Genomic DNA, 17,206 nt, shown 5'->3' with positions numbered 1-17,206 from the left:
AAAGTATGAATGAGAACCGTAATTTAAAAAAAGGTGTAGGAATTCATGCAAGAAGATTTATTGCATATGTTGTATTAGCGATTGTCTCTGTTTTGTGTTTATTCTGGTTTTATGTGCTGTTTATCAATGCGACCAGATCAAACGGTGAGTTGCAGTCAGGTTTTACATTGATTCCGAGCAGCCATCTTTGGGAAAACTGGAAAAACTTAAGGAATGGAACACTTCCGGTGTGGAACGGTATGATCAACAGTCTGATCGTTTCCTCCCTTAGTGCAGTACTCAGTGTATATTTTTCGACGATGACAGCTTATGCGATCCATGCATATGATTTCAAACTGAAAAAATATATTTATCCGTTTATCCTGATGATTATGATGATCCCGACACAGGTAACGGCACTTGGATTTATCAAACTTGTTTCCAGCATGAAATTAGAGGATTCCTTCATTCCTCTGATCGTACCGGCAATTGCCGCTCCGGTTACGTTTTTCTACATGAAACAGTACATGGAAAGTACATTGCCGTTGTCACTGATCGAAGCAGCGCGCATTGATGGATCAGGAGAATTTCATACATTTAATACTATCGTAATGCCGTTGATGAAACCTGCTATCGCAGTGCAGATGATCTTTACTTTTGTAAGCAGTTGGAATAATTATTTCACACCAGCGCTGGTTTTACATGATGACAGGAAAAAGACACTTCCTATCCTGATCGCACAGTTACGTGGAGCTGACTGGCTCAAGTTTGACATGGGGCAGGTATATGTGATGATCGCATTTTCCATCTTCCCGGTTATCATTGTATATCTGATCTTATCCAAACACATTGTACAGGGTGTTGCACTTGGCAGTGTAAAGGGTTAACAGATTCTGGTTAAGAAATTCTGGTTAATCAGAAAAATTACTTTATTATATAAAAATGAGACTACTGTACAGGTGGTCTCATTTTTATTTTTTGCCCGCCGTATCAGTGCACAATGACTGTGAGAAAGGAAAAAAATTTGTTATAATTATAAATTATAAAAATGCTTAATGATCAGGATATCAGGAAAGGAATAGTGCCTATGAAAATAGCAATCGTAACAGGGGCGTCAAGCGGGCTTGGCAGTGAGTTTGTCAGACAGATCAGGAAACAGGAAAAACTAGATGAAATATGGGTGGTCGCGCGCAGAAAAGACCGCCTGACGGCATTAGAAAAAGAACTTCAGACACATCTTAGGATCATTACCGGGGATCTGACAAAGGCGGAGACACTGCATGAAATAGAGGCGATGCTCTGGAAAGAAAAACCGGATGTACGCATCTTGATCAATGCGGCGGGATACGGAAAGATCGGTTCCTGGCGGGATATCAAAAGAGTGGATGTGGATGGCATGATCGACTTAAACTGCAAGGCGGCAGTTGCCATGACACAGATTTCTCTGCCATTTATGAAACGTGGGGCGCGTATTTTGCAGATTTGTTCGACTGCGGCATTTCAGCCGTTCCAATATCTGAGTGTTTATGCAGCAACGAAAGCATTTTTATATCGTTACAGCAGGGCGCTGCGCGTGGAACTTTACGGTACGGGAATCCGTGTGACCGCTGTCTGTCCTTACTGGATCAAGGACACCGAGTTCATCGGGCGGGCAAAGAAGAGCAGTGACAGTTCTTATATTCACAGTTTTCCGCTTGCTTCCCGACAGAAAAATGTGGCGCGTCATGCACTGCTGGATGCAAAACTTGGGCTGGCAGTATCCACACCGGGTATCGTATGTACCCTGCACCGGGCAGCAGCAAAGATTGTTCCGGCAGATCTGATGATGGGGGCGTGGGCTTTGATACGGAGAATATAAAGTTACTGTTTACAGGCAGGCATTTTCTGAACTGAAAATGCCGTATGATACAGTGGTGGTAGCAGATTTTGCCGATTTGGAATGCGAAGCATCGGCAAAATCCGTTACTGGAACGAAGTACGAGTGGACAGTAACAATATAAAACGCAAAGAATGAAAATTATATTCTAATCTCTTGACAAATCCACATACCAGTACTATCATAAACATATGAACAGATAAGAATATGTTCAAATGATAATGTGAAAGACTGGAGGTGTAAGATTTGGCAATAGACGATGTACCGTGCTGTGAGGCATATGAAGTTCATGAAGATAAGATCAGAGCGGCAAATGAACAGATGCCTGACGAAGATGAATTATATGATCTCGCCGAACTGTTCAAAGTGTTTGGAGATTCCACAAGAATCCGGATTCTGTTCGTACTGTTTCAGTCGGAGATGTGTGTATGCGATCTGGCACAGTCACTGAATATGAACCAGTCGGCGATTTCACATCAGCTTAAGATTTTAAAACAGGCGAAGCTTGTGACCGGACGGCGCGAAGGAAAGTCCGTGATTTATTCACTGGCAGATGAGCATGTAAGAACGATCATCGATCAGGGAAGAGAACATATCGAAGAGTAAGTAAAAACAAAATTTATATCAAAAAGAAAATGGAGGATTCAATTATGAAAAAGAAATTCAAACTTGAGGATCTTGACTGTGCAAACTGCGCAGCAAAAATGGAAGAGGCTATCAAAAAAATCGAGGGTGTCAACGATGCAAATGTCAGCTTTATGACACAGAAAATGATGGTAGATGCAGTGGATGACAAATTCGATGACATCATGAAAGAAGTCGTAAAAGTCTGTGCAAAGGTTGAGCCGGACTGCAAGATTTTAATGTAAAAAAATCAGGTAAAACAAAAACATAGTTGTATGTGACAGTCAGTCTCATACATGGAAAGCCCGGTTATGCAAAAGGAGTGCTGCACGTGATCATATATCTGCACGAAATAAAAATGCTGCAGGAAAAAAGAGATCAGGCAGTACAGGGTTGAAAACAGATGCATACCGGGCTTACAAAAAAGAAAACATATGAATACATGAACATATGAAATAAATGAAGAAAAGAGGAATCAATATGACATCAAAACAGAAAAAAATGCTGTACCGTATTATCACTGCATTTGTGCTGTTTGTAGTGTTAATGGTTTTAGAGCATACTGGAGTGTTAGAGCAGTTACCGAGCCAGTGGCTTGTATTCCTGATCTATCTGATCCCGTATCTGGTGATCGGTTATGACATTGTCTATAAGGCAGTCAGAAACATCAGTCACGGACAGGTGTTTGATGAAAACTTCCTGATGATGGTCGCAACTTTTGGCGCGTTTGGCGTGAAAGAATATTCCGAGGCAGTTGCCGTTATGCTGTTTTATCAGGTTGGAGAGCTGTTCCAGAATTATGCGGTCGGCAAATCCAGACAGTCCATTTCCGATATGATGAATATCTGTCCGGAATACGCCAACATTGAGGAAGATGGTGTGCTGACGCAGGTTGATCCGGATGATGTGGAAGTTGGAACGATCATCGTTGTAAAACCGGGCGAGCGCATTCCGCTTGATGGAATCGTGACGGAGGGAACCTCCATGATCGACACCGCAGCGCTGACCGGTGAATCTGTACCGCGCAGGGCAACAGTCGGAGATGAGATCATCAGCGGATGTGTCAACGGTAGCAGTACGATCAAAGTAAAAGTAACAAAAGCATTTGAGGATTCTACGGTAGCCCGTATCTTAGAACTGGTAGAAAATGCAAGCAGTAAGAAAGCCAAAGTAGAAAACTTTATCACAAGATTTGCAAAATATTATACACCGGTTGTCACCATCGGTGCAGTGATCTTAGCTATTTTACCTCCGTTGATCTTAGGCGGTGGCTGGGCAGACTGGATCCAGAGAGCATGTATCTTTTTGGTTATTTCCTGCCCGTGTGCACTTGTCATTTCTGTTCCGCTTGGTTTCTTCGGTGGAATCGGTGCTTCCTCTAAGATCGGTATTCTGGTCAAAGGAAGCAACTATTTAGAGGCAGTTGCCGAGATGACAACGATCGTGTTTGACAAGACCGGTACACTGACCAAGGGTGAATTTAAGGTTTCGGAAGTACAGCCTTCCGCGGACAAAAACAACACAATCGGAAAAGAAGAATTGTTGGAGATCGCAGCGTACGGCGAGGGTTATTCCAACCATCCGATCGCGAACTCTATCCGCGAAGCATATGGAAAAACACTTTCCATGGAGCGCGTCACAGATACGGAGGAGATCGCAGGACACGGAATCCATACATTTATTGATGGCAGGGAAGTATACCTTGGCAATGCAAAACTGATGGACGCGCAGAATATCGCTTACACGGAAAACAAGACTGCCGGAACGGTTGTCTATGTGGTATGCAACAACGTGTTTGCCGGAAGTATCGTGATCTCCGATACTGTCAAAGAGGGCAGCAAAGATGCGATCCGCGATATGAAACAGGTCGGTGTGAAAAAGACAGTTATGCTGACCGGAGACAGACAGGCGGCTGCAGATGCCGTTGCCGCAGAACTTGGCATTGATGAAGTGCATGCAGAACTGCTCCCGGCAGACAAAGTCGGTCAGGTGGAGAAACTGTTGGGTGCACAGAATGAAAAAGAGAGACTGGCATTCGTCGGTGATGGTATCAACGATGCACCGGTACTCACAAGAGCAGATATCGGAATCGCCATGGGAAGCATGGGTTCGGATGCTGCGATCGAGGCAGCGGACATCGTACTGATGGATGATGATATCCGAAAAATTGCATCACTGGTCAAAATCGCAAGAAAGACACTTGGCATCGTAAAACAGAATATTGTATTTGCACTTGCAGTCAAAGCTCTGGTATTATTATTAGGTGCCCTTGGTATGGCAAATATGTGGGAAGCAGTATTCGCGGATGTCGGAGTTTCTGTAATCGCGATCTTAAACTCCATGCGCACGCTCAATACGAAATAGAAAAAAGTTCATAAATATATGAAAAAACGGGCAAATGATAAATTTTATCATTTGCCCGTTTTTTTATTGAAAATTGGAAAAATCAGGTATATAATCGTGAAAATGTCATAGAGAGGGCAGTTGATTTTGTAGAAAATAGTCAGATTCTGACCAAAAATGACAGCTAATACAAATAATTAAATCCACAGGAGGTACATAAGATGTTAGATTGTTTGAAAGCGATTAACTGGAAGAAAACAGGTGTTTTTGCAGCAGGAGTATTATTTGGAACCGCAGGTATCAAAGTTCTCTCAAGCAAGGATGCAAAGAAAGTTTACACAAACTGTACAGCAGCAGTTCTCCGCGCAAAAGAGTGCGTGATGAACACAGTTACAACTGTTCAGGAAAATGCTGGTGACATTTACGAGGAAGCTAAGAACATCAACGAGGAGCGCGCTGCAGCAGCAGAGGCGGCAGCATTCGCAGATGAGGCAGCGGAAGCAGAGGACAGCACAGCAGAGAACGAAGCAGCAGAAGAAGCATAAAACAATAGATTACACGTTTCGCGGTCTTGATATCGCCATGATAAAGAATGTGGCGATATCAAGACCGCGACAGGAAGCACCGGGAAAAATACCCTGGTGCTTTCCTTTACTATTGATTGGAGTGAGAAAAATGAAGTTTGTCATCAAACATGAGATCAAAGGGCGTATGCGTATCCATGTGTCTCAGTACCGGATGAGCTATGAGCAGGCAGATACGCTCCTTTATTTTTTACATAGCAATAAATATGTGACATTTGCGAAAGTATATGAGCGCACCGGGGACGCTGTGATCTCCTATGTCGGAGACCGTACAGAGATGATCCGCACATTACAGCAGTTTTCCTATGAAAAAGTGGATGTTCCGGCAGGAGTGATTGAAAATTCCGGCCGTGAGTTAAATGCAAAATATCAGGAAAAACTGATCGGAAAGATCGTCTGTCGTTATGCGGGCAGGATGTTTTTACCGTACCCATTCCGGGCATGTGTCACGACCGTCAAATCCGTGAAATATCTCTGGAAAGGTTTACAGTGCTTATGGCGGCGGAAGATTGAAGTGCCGGTACTGGATGCAACTGCGATTGGGGTATCCATTTTCAGAAATGATATCGAGACAGCCGGTTCTGTCATGTTCTTACTTGGCATCGGTGAACTCTTAGAGGAGTGGACACACAAGAAATCTGTGGACGATCTGGCGCGCACGATGTCTTTAAATGTAGGAAAAGTATGGTTAAAACGCGAAGATCAGGAAGTACTTGTACAAACCTCTGAAATCCGTCCGGGAGATGAGGTTGTTGTCCATATGGGCAATGTCATCCCATTTGACGGTATAGTCAGCGACGGTGAGGCAATGGTCAATCAGGCATCCTTAACCGGAGAATCTGTTCCTGTCAGAAGAATTGTGGAAAATTCTGTTTATGCCGGCACCGTGGTAGAAGAGGGAGAGCTTACCGTTCTTGTCAAAGAAGTCGGCGGTTCAAGCCGCTTTGAGAAGATCGTTACTATGATTGAGGAGTCCGAGAAATTAAAATCGGCACTGGAAGGAAAAGCAGAGCATTTAGCAGACAAATTAGTACCGTATTCATTAGGCGGTACAGCATTGACTTATCTGCTGACCAGAAATGTAAATAAAGCGATATCCGTACTGATGGTCGATTTTTCCTGTGCATTAAAACTTGCAATGCCGATCTCGGTACTTTCCGCAATCCGTGAGGCGAGTCTTTACCATGTGACCGTCAAGGGTGGAAAATACTTAGAGGCTGTTGCAGATGCAGACACGATCGTGTTTGATAAGACGGGAACACTCACAAAAGCGAAACCGACTGTTGTGGATGTTGTATCATTTAACGGTGCAGAACCGGATGAGTTACTGCGTATTGCAGCATGTTTAGAAGAGCATTTCCCGCATTCGATGGCAAAAGCAGTCGTGGATGCTGCACAGCAGAAAAATCTTGCACACGAGGAAATGCATACCAAAGTGGAATATATCGTAGCACATGGTATTTCCACGACGATCGATGGAAAACGTGCAGTCATCGGAAGCAGCCACTTTGTGTTTGAAGATGAAAACTGTACGATCCCGGAAGGAAAACAGGAATTGTTTGATTCTCTCCCGAAAGAATATTCACACCTGTATCTTGCAATCGAAGGAAAGTTAGCAGGCGTAATCTGTATCGAAGATCCTCTTCGTGAGGAAGCAGAGGCAGTCGTCAATTCATTAAAGCGTGCCGGGATCACGAAAGTTGTTATGATGACGGGCGACAGTGAGCGTACCGCAGCAGCAATCGCAAAGCGTGTTGGCGTGGATGAGTATTACTCGGAAGTATTGCCGGAGGATAAAGCCGGATTTATTGAGAAAGAAAAGGCGGCCGGAAGAAAAGTTATCATGATCGGTGACGGAATCAATGATTCACCGGCACTTTCTGCAGCGAATGTCGGTATTGCGATCAGTGATGGTGCTGAGATCGCAAGAGAGATCGCTGATATTACAGTTGGTTCGGATGATCTTTATCAGATCGTAACATTAAAGCTGTTATCGGACAGCCTGATGAAACGGATCCGCGGCAATTACCGCTTTATCGTAAGTTTCAATTTGGGATTAATATTATGTGGTGTTGCAGGAATTTTACAGCCGACCACATCGGCGTTACTGCATAATACATCAACACTTTTGATCAGTTTAAAGAGTATGCAGAATCTGTTGGATTAGAAAACAGAACAGACAGGCAGGAGAGCGCTCCGGTGTTACTTGGATGTAATACCGGGGCGTTTTTATTGTATAGAGGCTTATTGTACGGATGAAAACATTGTATTAGAAAGCAGCACAAATGGAAATAAAAATAGTTGAAAACAGGTTTACAAGGCATGAAAAAAAGAATAAAATAAACCGGATAAAAAGAAAACGGGAAAAATGAATTTGATATTTCAGGATCTAAATGGAGGCTTACAATGGAAAAGCAAAATGATCATAAAAAATTTTCAAAGAAAATATGGGTGCTGTCTGCGGGAATTATTGTAATCCTGGCAATCGTACTGTTTGCAGGGATAAAGAATGGTTTCTTTTTAAGAAAAGGTGATAAGATTTTATATGCAGCATATCATACGATCAAGGATCAGCCGGAAACCGCAGATGTTTCAAAGGATGAGGATTACACCGTTTCGATGGACGGACAATGGAAAGAGCAGAAAATCCAGGCAGAATATGCATCCGTTTCCGATCAGAAACAGTTAAAGGGAACGATAGATTTAGATAAGCTGCCGGATCTGGAATTTGTAATGACACTGGATGAAAAAGAGCTGAAAACACAGCTTCCGTCACTGAGCTCGAAAGTATTTACATACGATTATAAGAATGGTGGAAAAAGTGGATATCTTGCGAAAAAGATCGGTTCGGAAAAGCTGGAACGTTTCGATACCATTTTGGAAGAACTATATGGTGGAAATGAGCAGAAAACGATCGGAACAGATATATTAAAAGAGGCGCGGAAAGAATTTAACAAACTGAAAATAAAGAAAACAGAAAAAAAAGAATTTAAAATTGATGGTCAGAAAAGAAACTGTGCGGGGTATCAGTTTACAATCAGCAAGGATAATGCCCAAAATGTATTAGATGCAGCGGAGAAGGCTGTGAAGAAAAAGTACGGGGACGGGACAAAAATATCTGCGGATCCGGTGGGAAAAGTTTTTATGGTATTTTATGATAAAATATCTGCGGCCGGGGAGATGGAATGCAGTGTATATTTGTATCAGAATAAGCTGGCATCTGTTTCTGTCAATTATGAGGATGATGAAAATGCACAGAATATAGATGTTCTGTTCCTGGGAGGTGATTTCCGGACACAGAATATGAAAATCGCATTTTTGACGGGGGAGAAAACGACAACGATTCAGACAAATATTAGCGGAAACCTTGCAGCAAAGGACGGAACAATTACGTTTGAATCGGATGATACGGACAGTCTGAGTGGCAGGATCTCTGTGCAAAAAGGCTGCCAGATATCTGAACTGACGGGAGAGGAATGTAATCTTATGAAGCTAAACGGCTTTGAGCTGTTAGAATTATTTGGAGAGTTTGCCGGTTTTGGGTTTTAAATCTTTATTCCGGATTCTTTGAGAAAATTCATGATCTCCCGTTCATAGGAATCAAAATCAGCCATTGCGTTGACAGCGTGCTGGGAGCCTGTAATGATCAGTTTTTTCTTTCTGGATGCACAGGCATCATAAAGTTCGTCGCACATTTTTGGTGGAACGATGGAATCATGATCCCCATGGATAAAGAGAATGGGCAGTTTTGTCTGTTTTACGGCAGATAATGCGGTTGATTCACTGAGATTGAAGTGCCCGAAAATGCGTGCGCCAAAGTGCAGCAGGGCATAACAGAAAGAAACCGGCAGATGAAAAGACCGTATGGTTTCTTTGATAATTTCGGCAGGGGCAGTGTATCCGCAGTCGCAGATCAGGGCTTTCACAGAAGACGGCAGGGAGAGAACAGATGCCATCATGACAGAAGCAGAACCCATAGATACACCGGATAAGATCAGGGATTTTTCCGGAAAGCGTTTTGCAGCGTAATCTGCCCAGCATTTTACATCCTTGCATTCCCGGATACCAAAGGTAATGATCTGGTCGGCACTTTTCCCGTGGCTGCGCTCATCGACTACAAGAAGGTTGATATGATTTTTCCTGCAGAAGCGAAAAGATCCCAGACCATCCCAGAGAAAAGTTCCATGATATCCATGAAAAAAGAGCATAAGCGGTGCATCCGGACGAAACAGATAAAGTCTGCCGCACAGAGACAGACCATCCTGTGACCGGATAGAAACTTCTTCATAGGGAGTCTGCTCCATTTCATGGAGAAGATGGAGCATAGCATTTTTATAAGGGGCATAGAGCATGTCATCCGGTATCTGGTACGGGTCGACATGCTTTTTTTGCGGATAATAAAAGACACCGCGATATAGCAGATAGGAAGTGAAAAACAAAAGAAATACCAAAACTAAACATGCTGTAAGAATATAGATCATGATCTGCCCTCCTTGCTCTTTGCCTTGTCTGAATACATGGCGGCATCTGCTTTTTTTACAAGTGAACGGATATCGGCTCCACATCCTTCTGCCGAACCGACTGCAGCAAGGATACGGAGACCGGTAGTGCCAGTGCCGGAAGAGAGTTCCGTTTTTACCTGTTGTATGATCCGGTTTATTTCACCAGGTGCCGGATCATCAAGGATCAGCAGAAATTCATCACCGCCGACACGGTAAGTACGGCATCTTTCATTGGAAACGGCAAGCAATTTCTCTGACATGGTCTGGATCAGGGAATCGCCAACAGCATGTCCAAAGTTATCATTGATCATTTTTAAATTGTTCAGATCCCAGAATGCAACGGCAATATATCCGACGGATGGATAATAATTTACAGCCATATCTTCGTATTTATTCTTATTATAAAGTTTTGTGCGGGCATCCATATCCTTGCGATAGGTAAGCTCTGCAATCCTAAGGGCATCATTGTGACTCCTGATGATAGTATACTGAAGCATGATCGTAAAAATAAGCAGGATCAGTGTACGCGGCAAAACTTCAAAGACGGCAATGATAAACATAGGATTTTCATTAAAAGGAATCTGCAGAAAAGAACCGGTCATAGTCTGCAGGTACCAGTTTCTTGTATGGGTGCTCTCTAAGAGCAGATTCAGGTCACACAGTCCGTAATAAAATCCCACATAGGAACTGATAAACATGGTAATCGTGTTAAAAATAAAGGAAAACCAGAGCGCCTGACGTTTCCGGTACTGGATCGCAAATAACAGTGGCATAACGAAAATCAAAACTGCATGATAGGTAAGCAGTGCGGTAATGATCGAGCAGATGATACTGATCAATGCCAGAAATAAATATTTGATCCATGGACTTGAGAGATCGGTCTTTTTATAGATAATGACAGGAGGAATGAGTAAGAGTACCGTAAATCCCAGTGAAAGACTGATTAAAAATTTACTGATCAGAAAGAAATTGATCATGGTTAAAACCCAGACAAGCAGCAGTGTCAGGAAAAACCAGCAAAACCCCATTAAAGTCCGTTTATTTGATTTGATCTCCTGATTGTGCAATTCTGTATCGTAAAGTTTGGAAAATGTATTCATAAAAATCTCCGGTTTTGTACAGGTAGTACCTTCTTAGTCCTTTGTAAAATGTATGATCGTCAGGCAGACGAACAGCTTAATTATAGCATGAAAGGCGCTTTTTCTCAATAAGAGGTGAAAAACTTACTGTGTTTCTCAATAAAAACATGCGAAGTACTTGAATTTCCATACAGATAATATATAATGTCTAAGATGGTTAAAAAGTTAACAAAGATAAGATGAGCGAGGTAAAACACGATGTATGCAGATGAAAATGTGATTAAAATCAAACACGATGTACTCTACACAGTCGCAAAGCTTGCATTTGAAGGCAGACTTGAAGAAGAGAGAGACCACATCGCAACAGAACTCATTCCAGGTCCGACACCGCAGTTTCGCTGTTGTATTTATAAAGAGAGGGAGATCATCCGTCAGAGAGTCCGTTTAGCAGAGGGCAAGGCACCGGGTGCAGAGGATGATGGAAATGTGATCCAGGTTATCAGTTCCGCATGTGAGGATTGCCCGATTTCCAGTTATACAGTAACAGAAAACTGTCAGAATTGTCTTGGAAAAGCATGTGTCAATGCATGTAAATTTGGCGCAATTGAGCCGGGAAGAGACCGCTCCCATATTGATCCTTCCAAATGTAAAGAGTGTGGAAGATGTGCACAGGCATGTCCTTACAATGCAATCGCACATTTAAAGAGACCATGTAAATTCAGCTGTCCGGTTAATGCGATTACATACAATGAGTATGGCATTTCCGTGATCGACAAAGAAAAATGTATCCGCTGCGGTAAATGTATCCACAGCTGTCCGTTTGGAGCAATCGCATCCAAAACATTTATTGTACCGGTTATCGAGGCTTTAAAAGCAGGTAAGCATATATATGCAATGGCAGCTCCGGCAACAGAAGGTCAGTTTGGTGTTGATATCACCATGGCAAGCTGGAAGAAAGCCATGAAAGAGATGGGATTTACAGATTTCTATGATGTAGGTCTTGGCGGAGATATGACGGCAGCTTATGAGGCAGAAGAGTGGGCTGAGGCATATAAAGAGGGAAATAAGAAAGTTACTTCCTGTTGTCCGGCATTCGTAAATATGGTGCGTTTACATTATCCGGAATTAGCAGAGTGCGTGTCCACAACAGTGTCTCCGATGTGTGCAGTTTCACGTCTGATCAAAGCAAAAGATCCGGAAGCAATCACTGTATTTATCGGACCTTGTGTTGCCAAGAAGTCTGAAGTGGCAGATCAGAAGATCGAGGGAAATGCAGATTATGTATTAACATACAGCGAGATCCGTGCAATGATGAAAGCAAAAGGTGTTGAGTTACAGCCATGTGCAAACGATGACCAGACAGCTTCTACATTTGGTAAACGTTTTGCAAACTCCGGCGGTGTAACAGCTGCAGTACTTGAGAGTTTAAAAGAGTCTAACGATGAGATCGCAGCAACCGTATGCAAGGCAAACGGTGCGGCAGAGTGTAAGAAAGCATTACTTCTGTTAAAAGCAGCAAGACTGCCGGAAGACTTCATCGAAGGTATGGCATGTGAAGGCGGCTGTGTCGGTGGTCCAAGTGCATTCAATGATCAGGTTTCTTCCAAGAAGAATCGTGATACACTGATCGGACAGGCAGACGACCGTACGATCCATGACAACTTAAAGAATTATGACATGGAAAGCTTCTCCATGCACCGCGAGTAAAACGAGCGGAGCATTGCATCGCGAATAATATGAGCGGGGCATTGCATCGCGAGTAGAATCATGTGCATATTTATGCCGCGTGACCTGTAATAGAGTTGCGCGGCATTTTTGTGTCTGAACAGCAGCCGTCCATTTCAGGTTTCGTGTTTCAGACAGGAAAAGACTTTGCTTAAGGAATGAATTCTGTTAGAATAAAAAACAACACAGCAGAAAGGGAAAAGATAATCGACAATGAAAAAAGCAGTATTTTTTGATATAGATGGTACTTTGTGGGATTTTAAAATGAATATTCCGGAAAGTACAAAAAAAGCATTAAAAGAGCTCAGAAAAAATGGTTATTATGCATTTCTATGCAGTGGAAGAAGCCGGTCAAATATTAAAAGTCCCAAATTACTTGCACTTGGATTTGACGGAATCGTGGCAGCGTGCGGCACACATATCGAGTTTGATGGGGAAAAGCTGTTTGAACTGCTGCTGACGAAAGAACAGATCGGGCATATCCTTGCAGTGCTGCGGAAACATCAGATCCCGATGGTCTTAGAGGGACCGAACTATATTTATGTGGATGAAAAAGATTTTGCCGACGATCCATATGTCATTTATCTGAGAAATGAGCTTGGGGAAAACTTAAAAAGTATTACCGGGACTGCACAATATGAGGTAAATAAGCTGAGTGCGGAACTTGGAAATGCAGATGTAGAACTTGTCAGAAAAGAACTGGGAACGGAGTTTGATATGATCGTCCATGAGCCGGATGGAATATTAGAGATCGGGCAGGCGGGGCATTCAAAGGCAAGCGGCATTGAGCGCCTCTGTGCGTCTCTTGGAATCGCAAAGGAAGATACCTATGCATTCGGGGATAGCGCTAATGATGTGGAAATGCTTGAATTTGTGGCACATGGGATTGCCATGGGAAATGGTACGGATGTGGCAAAGAATGCGGCAGAATTTGTTACCACAGATATCCATAAAGATGGGATCTGGAACGGACTGAAACATTATGGGCTGATTTAAATAAAAGACAGGGGGAAAACAATGGCAAATATCATGGATTATATGGACTGGCGTGGTGATTTATCGTTTGAGGCAGATGAATTTAATGAAGTTGATAATCTGATTTTAGCGCAGCTTGCATATGTTGATTTTGAGGGGATCGTTACTGCAGAGGAAAATGCGCCGGCAGTACCGCTTAAGGAGGCATCCGGACAATTTTGGGAAAAGAATGATAAAGACGAAATCTTAGCGCGGGTATCCATGACGAAATCGGCTCCGTTTGTTATGGAGAAAATGGCAGAAACAAAACGTTTTTCGAATGTAAAACTACGCTGCTATGTCAACGAGATCCGGGATGAGGAACAGTTTCAGTTTTCGGCGGTCTGTGTGGAACTGCCGGATGACAGCCTGTATGTGGCATTTCGTGGAACGGACAACACGATCACGGGCTGGCGGGAAGATTTTAATATGGGTTATCTGTCAGAAACGCCGGGACAGCTCCGGGCAGTGGAATATTTGAACCGTGCAGTGACAGACAAAAAGCAGAGGGTGCGTGTCGGCGGCCATTCAAAGGGTGGAAATTTTGCCGTGTATGCCTCCGTAAAATGTGATCCGCAGATCCAGAACCAGATTTTAAATGTGTACAGCAATGATGGTCCGGGATTCCGGAGCGATATGGTGGAAAGCACAGAGTACCAGCGCATGCTGCCAAAGCTGCACACGATCCTGCCGGAATCTTCCATTGTCGGAATGCTCTTAGAGCATCAGGAGTCGTTTGAAGTTGTCAAGAGCTCAAACAGCGGGATCCAGCAGCACGATGCCATGTCATGGGAGGTACTCGGAAGATCTTTTGTACATGTAGATCAGGTTGCGGCGCAGAGCCTGTTGCTGGATGAAACGATGAAATCATGGATTTACCAGTTAGACGAGGAAGAGAGAGCACAGATCGTAGAGACAGCATTTGATATGATCGAAAAAGTCGGGATCCGTACGGTAGATGATTTTTACCACAGTAAATGGAAGAAAATACAGGAACTGATGAAGGAAACCAGTAAACTTTCACCGGAGCGGCAGAAACTGTTTTCAAGAGCCTTAAAACTGCTTTGGACGGAAGGAAATAAAGCAATGAAGGAGACGGTAAAACAGACCGTAAAACGCACGGTAAAACAGTCTCCGTTGAAAAAATAAAAAAAGTATAAAATCACAGAAAATGAGTGAACTTATAAAAAAACGAGAAAAAGAGAGAAAAAATAAGAAAATATTGGAATAAATAATTATAAATAGAAATATATTTGGTTGCAGATTCAAATATAAAAATCTATTATATGAACCATAAGTTAGCACTCAAAAGAAATGAGTGCTAATAACTACTCAAAAGAAATAAAACAGATGATCATAAGCAGGAGGTAAGCAACATGAAATTAGTTCCATTAAGCGACAGAGTCGTATTAAAACAGTGTGAGGCAGAGGAGACTACAAAATCAGGTATCATCCTTACAAGCAGTGCACAGGAAAAACCACAGGAGGCAGAGGTTATAGCAGTTGGTCCTGGCGGAATGGTTGATGGAAAAGAAGTTACCATGCAGGTAAAAGCAGGTCAGAAGGTAATTTATTCGAAATACGCAGGAACAGAAGTAAAATTAGACGGAGAAGAATACATCATTGTAAAACAGAATGATATTCTCGCAGTTGTAGAGTAAAACATATTTTTATCATTAATAAATTCAGAAAGAGGTAGACAGATATGGCAAAGGAAATTAAATATGGCACAGAAGCAAGAGCAGCATTAGGTGCAGGTGTAGATAAACTGGCAAATACCGTAAGAGTAACATTAGGACCGAAAGGAAGAAACGTAGTACTTGACAAATCCTACGGTGCTCCACTGATCACAAACGATGGTGTTACGATCGCAAAAGAGATCGAGTTAGAAGATGCATTCGAGAACATGGGTGCACAGCTTGTAAAAGAAGTTGCAACAAAGACAAACGATGTTGCAGGTGATGGTACCACAACAGCAACTGTTTTAGCACAGGCAATGGTACAGGAAGGTATGAAGAACCTTGAAGCAGGTGCAAACCCGATCATCCTTCGCCGTGGTATGAAGAAAGCAACAGATAAAGCTGTAGAAGCAATCCTTGCAATGTCTTCCAAAGTAAACGGAAAAGACCAGATCGCAAAAGTAGCTGCAATCTCTGCAGGAGATGAGAACGTAGGTAACATGGTAGCCGACGCGATGGAAAAAGTTTCCAACGATGGTGTTATCACAATCGAGGAATCTAAGACAATGCAGACAGAGCTTGACTTAGTAGAAGGTATGCAGTTTGATCGTGGTTATGTATCTGCTTACATGTGCACAGATATGGACAAAATGGAAGCAGTATTAGATGATCCTTACATCTTAATTACAGATAAGAAGATCAGCAACATTCAGGAGATTCTTCCTCTGTTAGAGCAGATCGTACAGAGCGGCGCAAGATTACTCATCATCGCTGAGGACATCGAGGGTGAGGCACTTACCACATTGATTGTCAACAAATTGCGTGGTACATTCAACGTAGTAGCTGTCAAAGCACCTGGTTATGGTGACAGAAGAAAAGCAATGCTTGAAGATATCGCAATCTTAACAGGTGGTCAGGTAATCAGCTCTGATCTTGGTCTGGAATTAAAAGACACAACGATGGATCAGTTAGGCCGTGCAAAATCTGTCAAAGTTCAGAAAGAGAACACAGTAATCGTTGACGGTGCCGGTGACAAAGATGCAATCGCAAGCAGAGTAAACCAGATCCGTGGACAGATCGAGGAGACAACATCTGAGTTCGATAAAGAGAAATTACAGGAGAGACTTGCTAAATTAGCAGGCGGTGTCGCAGTCATCCGTGTCGGTGCAGCAACTGAGACAGAGATGAAAGAAGCAAAACTTCGTATGGAAGATGCTTTAAATGCAACAAGAGCAGCAGTAGAAGAAGGTATCATCGCAGGCGGCGGTTCTGCATATATCCATGCAACCAAAGCTGTTGCAGAGTTAGCTGACACCTTAGAGGGTGATGAGAAGACCGGTGCAAAGGTTATCTTAAAAGCTCTCGAAGCTCCGTTATACTACATTTCTGCAAACGCAGGTCTTGAGGGTGCTGTTATCATCAACAAAGTAAAAGAGTCCAAAGACGGTATCGGATTCAACGCAGCAACCGAAGAATATGTAGATATGGTTGAGAATGGTATCCTTGACCCGGTTAAAGTTACAAGAACAGCATTACAGAACGCAACATCTGTTGCATCTACACTGCTTACAACAGAGTCTGTTGTTGCAAACATCAAAGAAGATGTTCCGGCAGTTCCAGCAGGTAACCCGGGCATGGGAATGATGTAATTACAGGGGAAAAAAGAATCGATGGTATGGATTCGACAGGAATCTATGGTCATGAAAAAACGGCAGATCGTACGGTCTGTCGTTTTTTATGTCCCAAAATAATAAAATGCACGCTCCGCGAACATTCTATTATCATGAATAAAAGGAAGCTT

Annotated in this window: 15 protein-coding genes; 13 read left to right on the top strand and 2 right to left on the bottom strand. The window is 42.8% G+C overall.

The annotated features are described in order from the left end of the window. Window positions 1-5: 5 nt before the first annotated feature. From RIL182_RS11845 to RIL182_RS11810, 8 genes are all read left to right on the top strand, one after another. On the top strand, window positions 6-866 hold the full coding sequence (locus RIL182_RS11845) for a carbohydrate ABC transporter permease (protein ID WP_006858779.1): 861 nt from the start codon (window positions 6-8) through the stop codon (window positions 864-866). Between the two features lie 161 nt (window positions 867-1,027). Continuing rightward, window positions 1,028-1,837 carry an SDR family NAD(P)-dependent oxidoreductase gene (locus RIL182_RS11840; RefSeq protein ID WP_006858813.1) on the top strand — a complete coding sequence of 270 codons (810 nt, stop codon included), beginning with the start codon at window positions 1,028-1,030 and terminating at the stop codon, window positions 1,835-1,837. Between the two features lie 264 nt (window positions 1,838-2,101). Then, window positions 2,102-2,461, top strand: a complete 360-nt coding sequence (locus tag RIL182_RS11835; protein WP_006858778.1) for an ArsR/SmtB family transcription factor — start codon at window positions 2,102-2,104, stop codon at window positions 2,459-2,461. Window positions 2,462-2,505: 44 nt separating this feature from the next. After that, window positions 2,506-2,724 carry a cation transporter gene (locus RIL182_RS11830; RefSeq protein ID WP_015560429.1) on the top strand — a complete coding sequence of 73 codons (219 nt, stop codon included), beginning with the start codon at window positions 2,506-2,508 and terminating at the stop codon, window positions 2,722-2,724. A 235-nt stretch (window positions 2,725-2,959) separates the two neighbouring features. After that, window positions 2,960-4,843 (top strand): heavy metal translocating P-type ATPase, encoded by a 1,884-nt coding sequence (locus RIL182_RS11825; protein WP_134523323.1) that lies wholly within the window; start codon window positions 2,960-2,962, stop codon window positions 4,841-4,843. Window positions 4,844-5,043: 200 nt separating this feature from the next. Then, window positions 5,044-5,367, top strand: a complete 324-nt coding sequence (locus RIL182_RS11820; RefSeq protein ID WP_006857815.1) for a DUF6110 family protein — start codon at window positions 5,044-5,046, stop codon at window positions 5,365-5,367. Between the two features lie 130 nt (window positions 5,368-5,497). Further along, window positions 5,498-7,573, top strand: coding sequence for a heavy metal translocating P-type ATPase (locus RIL182_RS11815; RefSeq protein WP_044999213.1), 2,076 nt, complete (start codon window positions 5,498-5,500; stop codon window positions 7,571-7,573). Window positions 7,574-7,812: 239 nt separating this feature from the next. Continuing rightward, window positions 7,813-8,955 carry a hypothetical protein gene (locus RIL182_RS11810; protein WP_006857816.1) on the top strand — a complete coding sequence of 381 codons (1,143 nt, stop codon included), beginning with the start codon at window positions 7,813-7,815 and terminating at the stop codon, window positions 8,953-8,955. On the opposite strand, the gene RIL182_RS11805 is transcribed toward RIL182_RS11810, so the two are convergent. Together RIL182_RS11805 and RIL182_RS11800 are read right to left on the bottom strand one after the other, a co-directional pair. Then, window positions 8,952-9,887, bottom strand: coding sequence for an alpha/beta hydrolase (locus RIL182_RS11805; RefSeq protein WP_006857817.1), 936 nt, complete (start codon window positions 9,885-9,887; stop codon window positions 8,952-8,954). The two genes, RIL182_RS11810 and RIL182_RS11805, sit on opposite strands and share 4 nt — an antisense overlap. Beyond that, the gene (locus tag RIL182_RS11800; protein ID WP_006857818.1) at window positions 9,884-11,008 is read right to left on the bottom strand and encodes a GGDEF domain-containing protein; all 1,125 of its coding nucleotides are present in this window, start codon (window positions 11,006-11,008) and stop codon (window positions 9,884-9,886) included. The genes RIL182_RS11805 and RIL182_RS11800 overlap by 4 nt, the downstream gene beginning before the upstream one ends. A gap of 237 nt (window positions 11,009-11,245) precedes the next feature. Between RIL182_RS11800 and RIL182_RS11795 the strand changes: the two genes are divergently transcribed. From RIL182_RS11795 to groL, 5 genes are all read left to right on the top strand, one after another. Beyond that, on the top strand, window positions 11,246-12,694 hold the full coding sequence (locus RIL182_RS11795; RefSeq protein WP_015560436.1) for a 4Fe-4S dicluster domain-containing protein: 1,449 nt from the start codon (window positions 11,246-11,248) through the stop codon (window positions 12,692-12,694). Window positions 12,695-12,925: 231 nt separating this feature from the next. Continuing rightward, complete coding sequence (locus RIL182_RS11790) at window positions 12,926-13,708, top strand: Cof-type HAD-IIB family hydrolase (RefSeq protein ID WP_006857821.1); 783 nt, start codon at window positions 12,926-12,928, stop codon at window positions 13,706-13,708. A gap of 21 nt (window positions 13,709-13,729) precedes the next feature. After that, window positions 13,730-14,875 carry a DUF2974 domain-containing protein gene (locus tag RIL182_RS11785; protein WP_006857822.1) on the top strand — a complete coding sequence of 382 codons (1,146 nt, stop codon included), beginning with the start codon at window positions 13,730-13,732 and terminating at the stop codon, window positions 14,873-14,875. Between the two features lie 227 nt (window positions 14,876-15,102). Continuing rightward, a complete protein-coding gene (gene groES, locus RIL182_RS11780) occupies window positions 15,103-15,387 on the top strand; it encodes a co-chaperone GroES (RefSeq protein WP_006857823.1) in 285 nt (94 codons plus the stop codon). A gap of 44 nt (window positions 15,388-15,431) precedes the next feature. Then, complete coding sequence (groL, locus tag RIL182_RS11775) at window positions 15,432-17,054, top strand: chaperonin GroEL (RefSeq protein ID WP_015520416.1); 1,623 nt, start codon at window positions 15,432-15,434, stop codon at window positions 17,052-17,054. Window positions 17,055-17,206 lie beyond the last annotated feature (152 nt).

It is taken from the genome of Roseburia intestinalis L1-82 (assembly GCF_900537995.1).
GTDB lineage: Bacteria > Bacillota > Clostridia > Lachnospirales > Lachnospiraceae > Roseburia > Roseburia intestinalis.
This window is presented reverse-complemented; position numbering and strand designations above follow the sequence as displayed.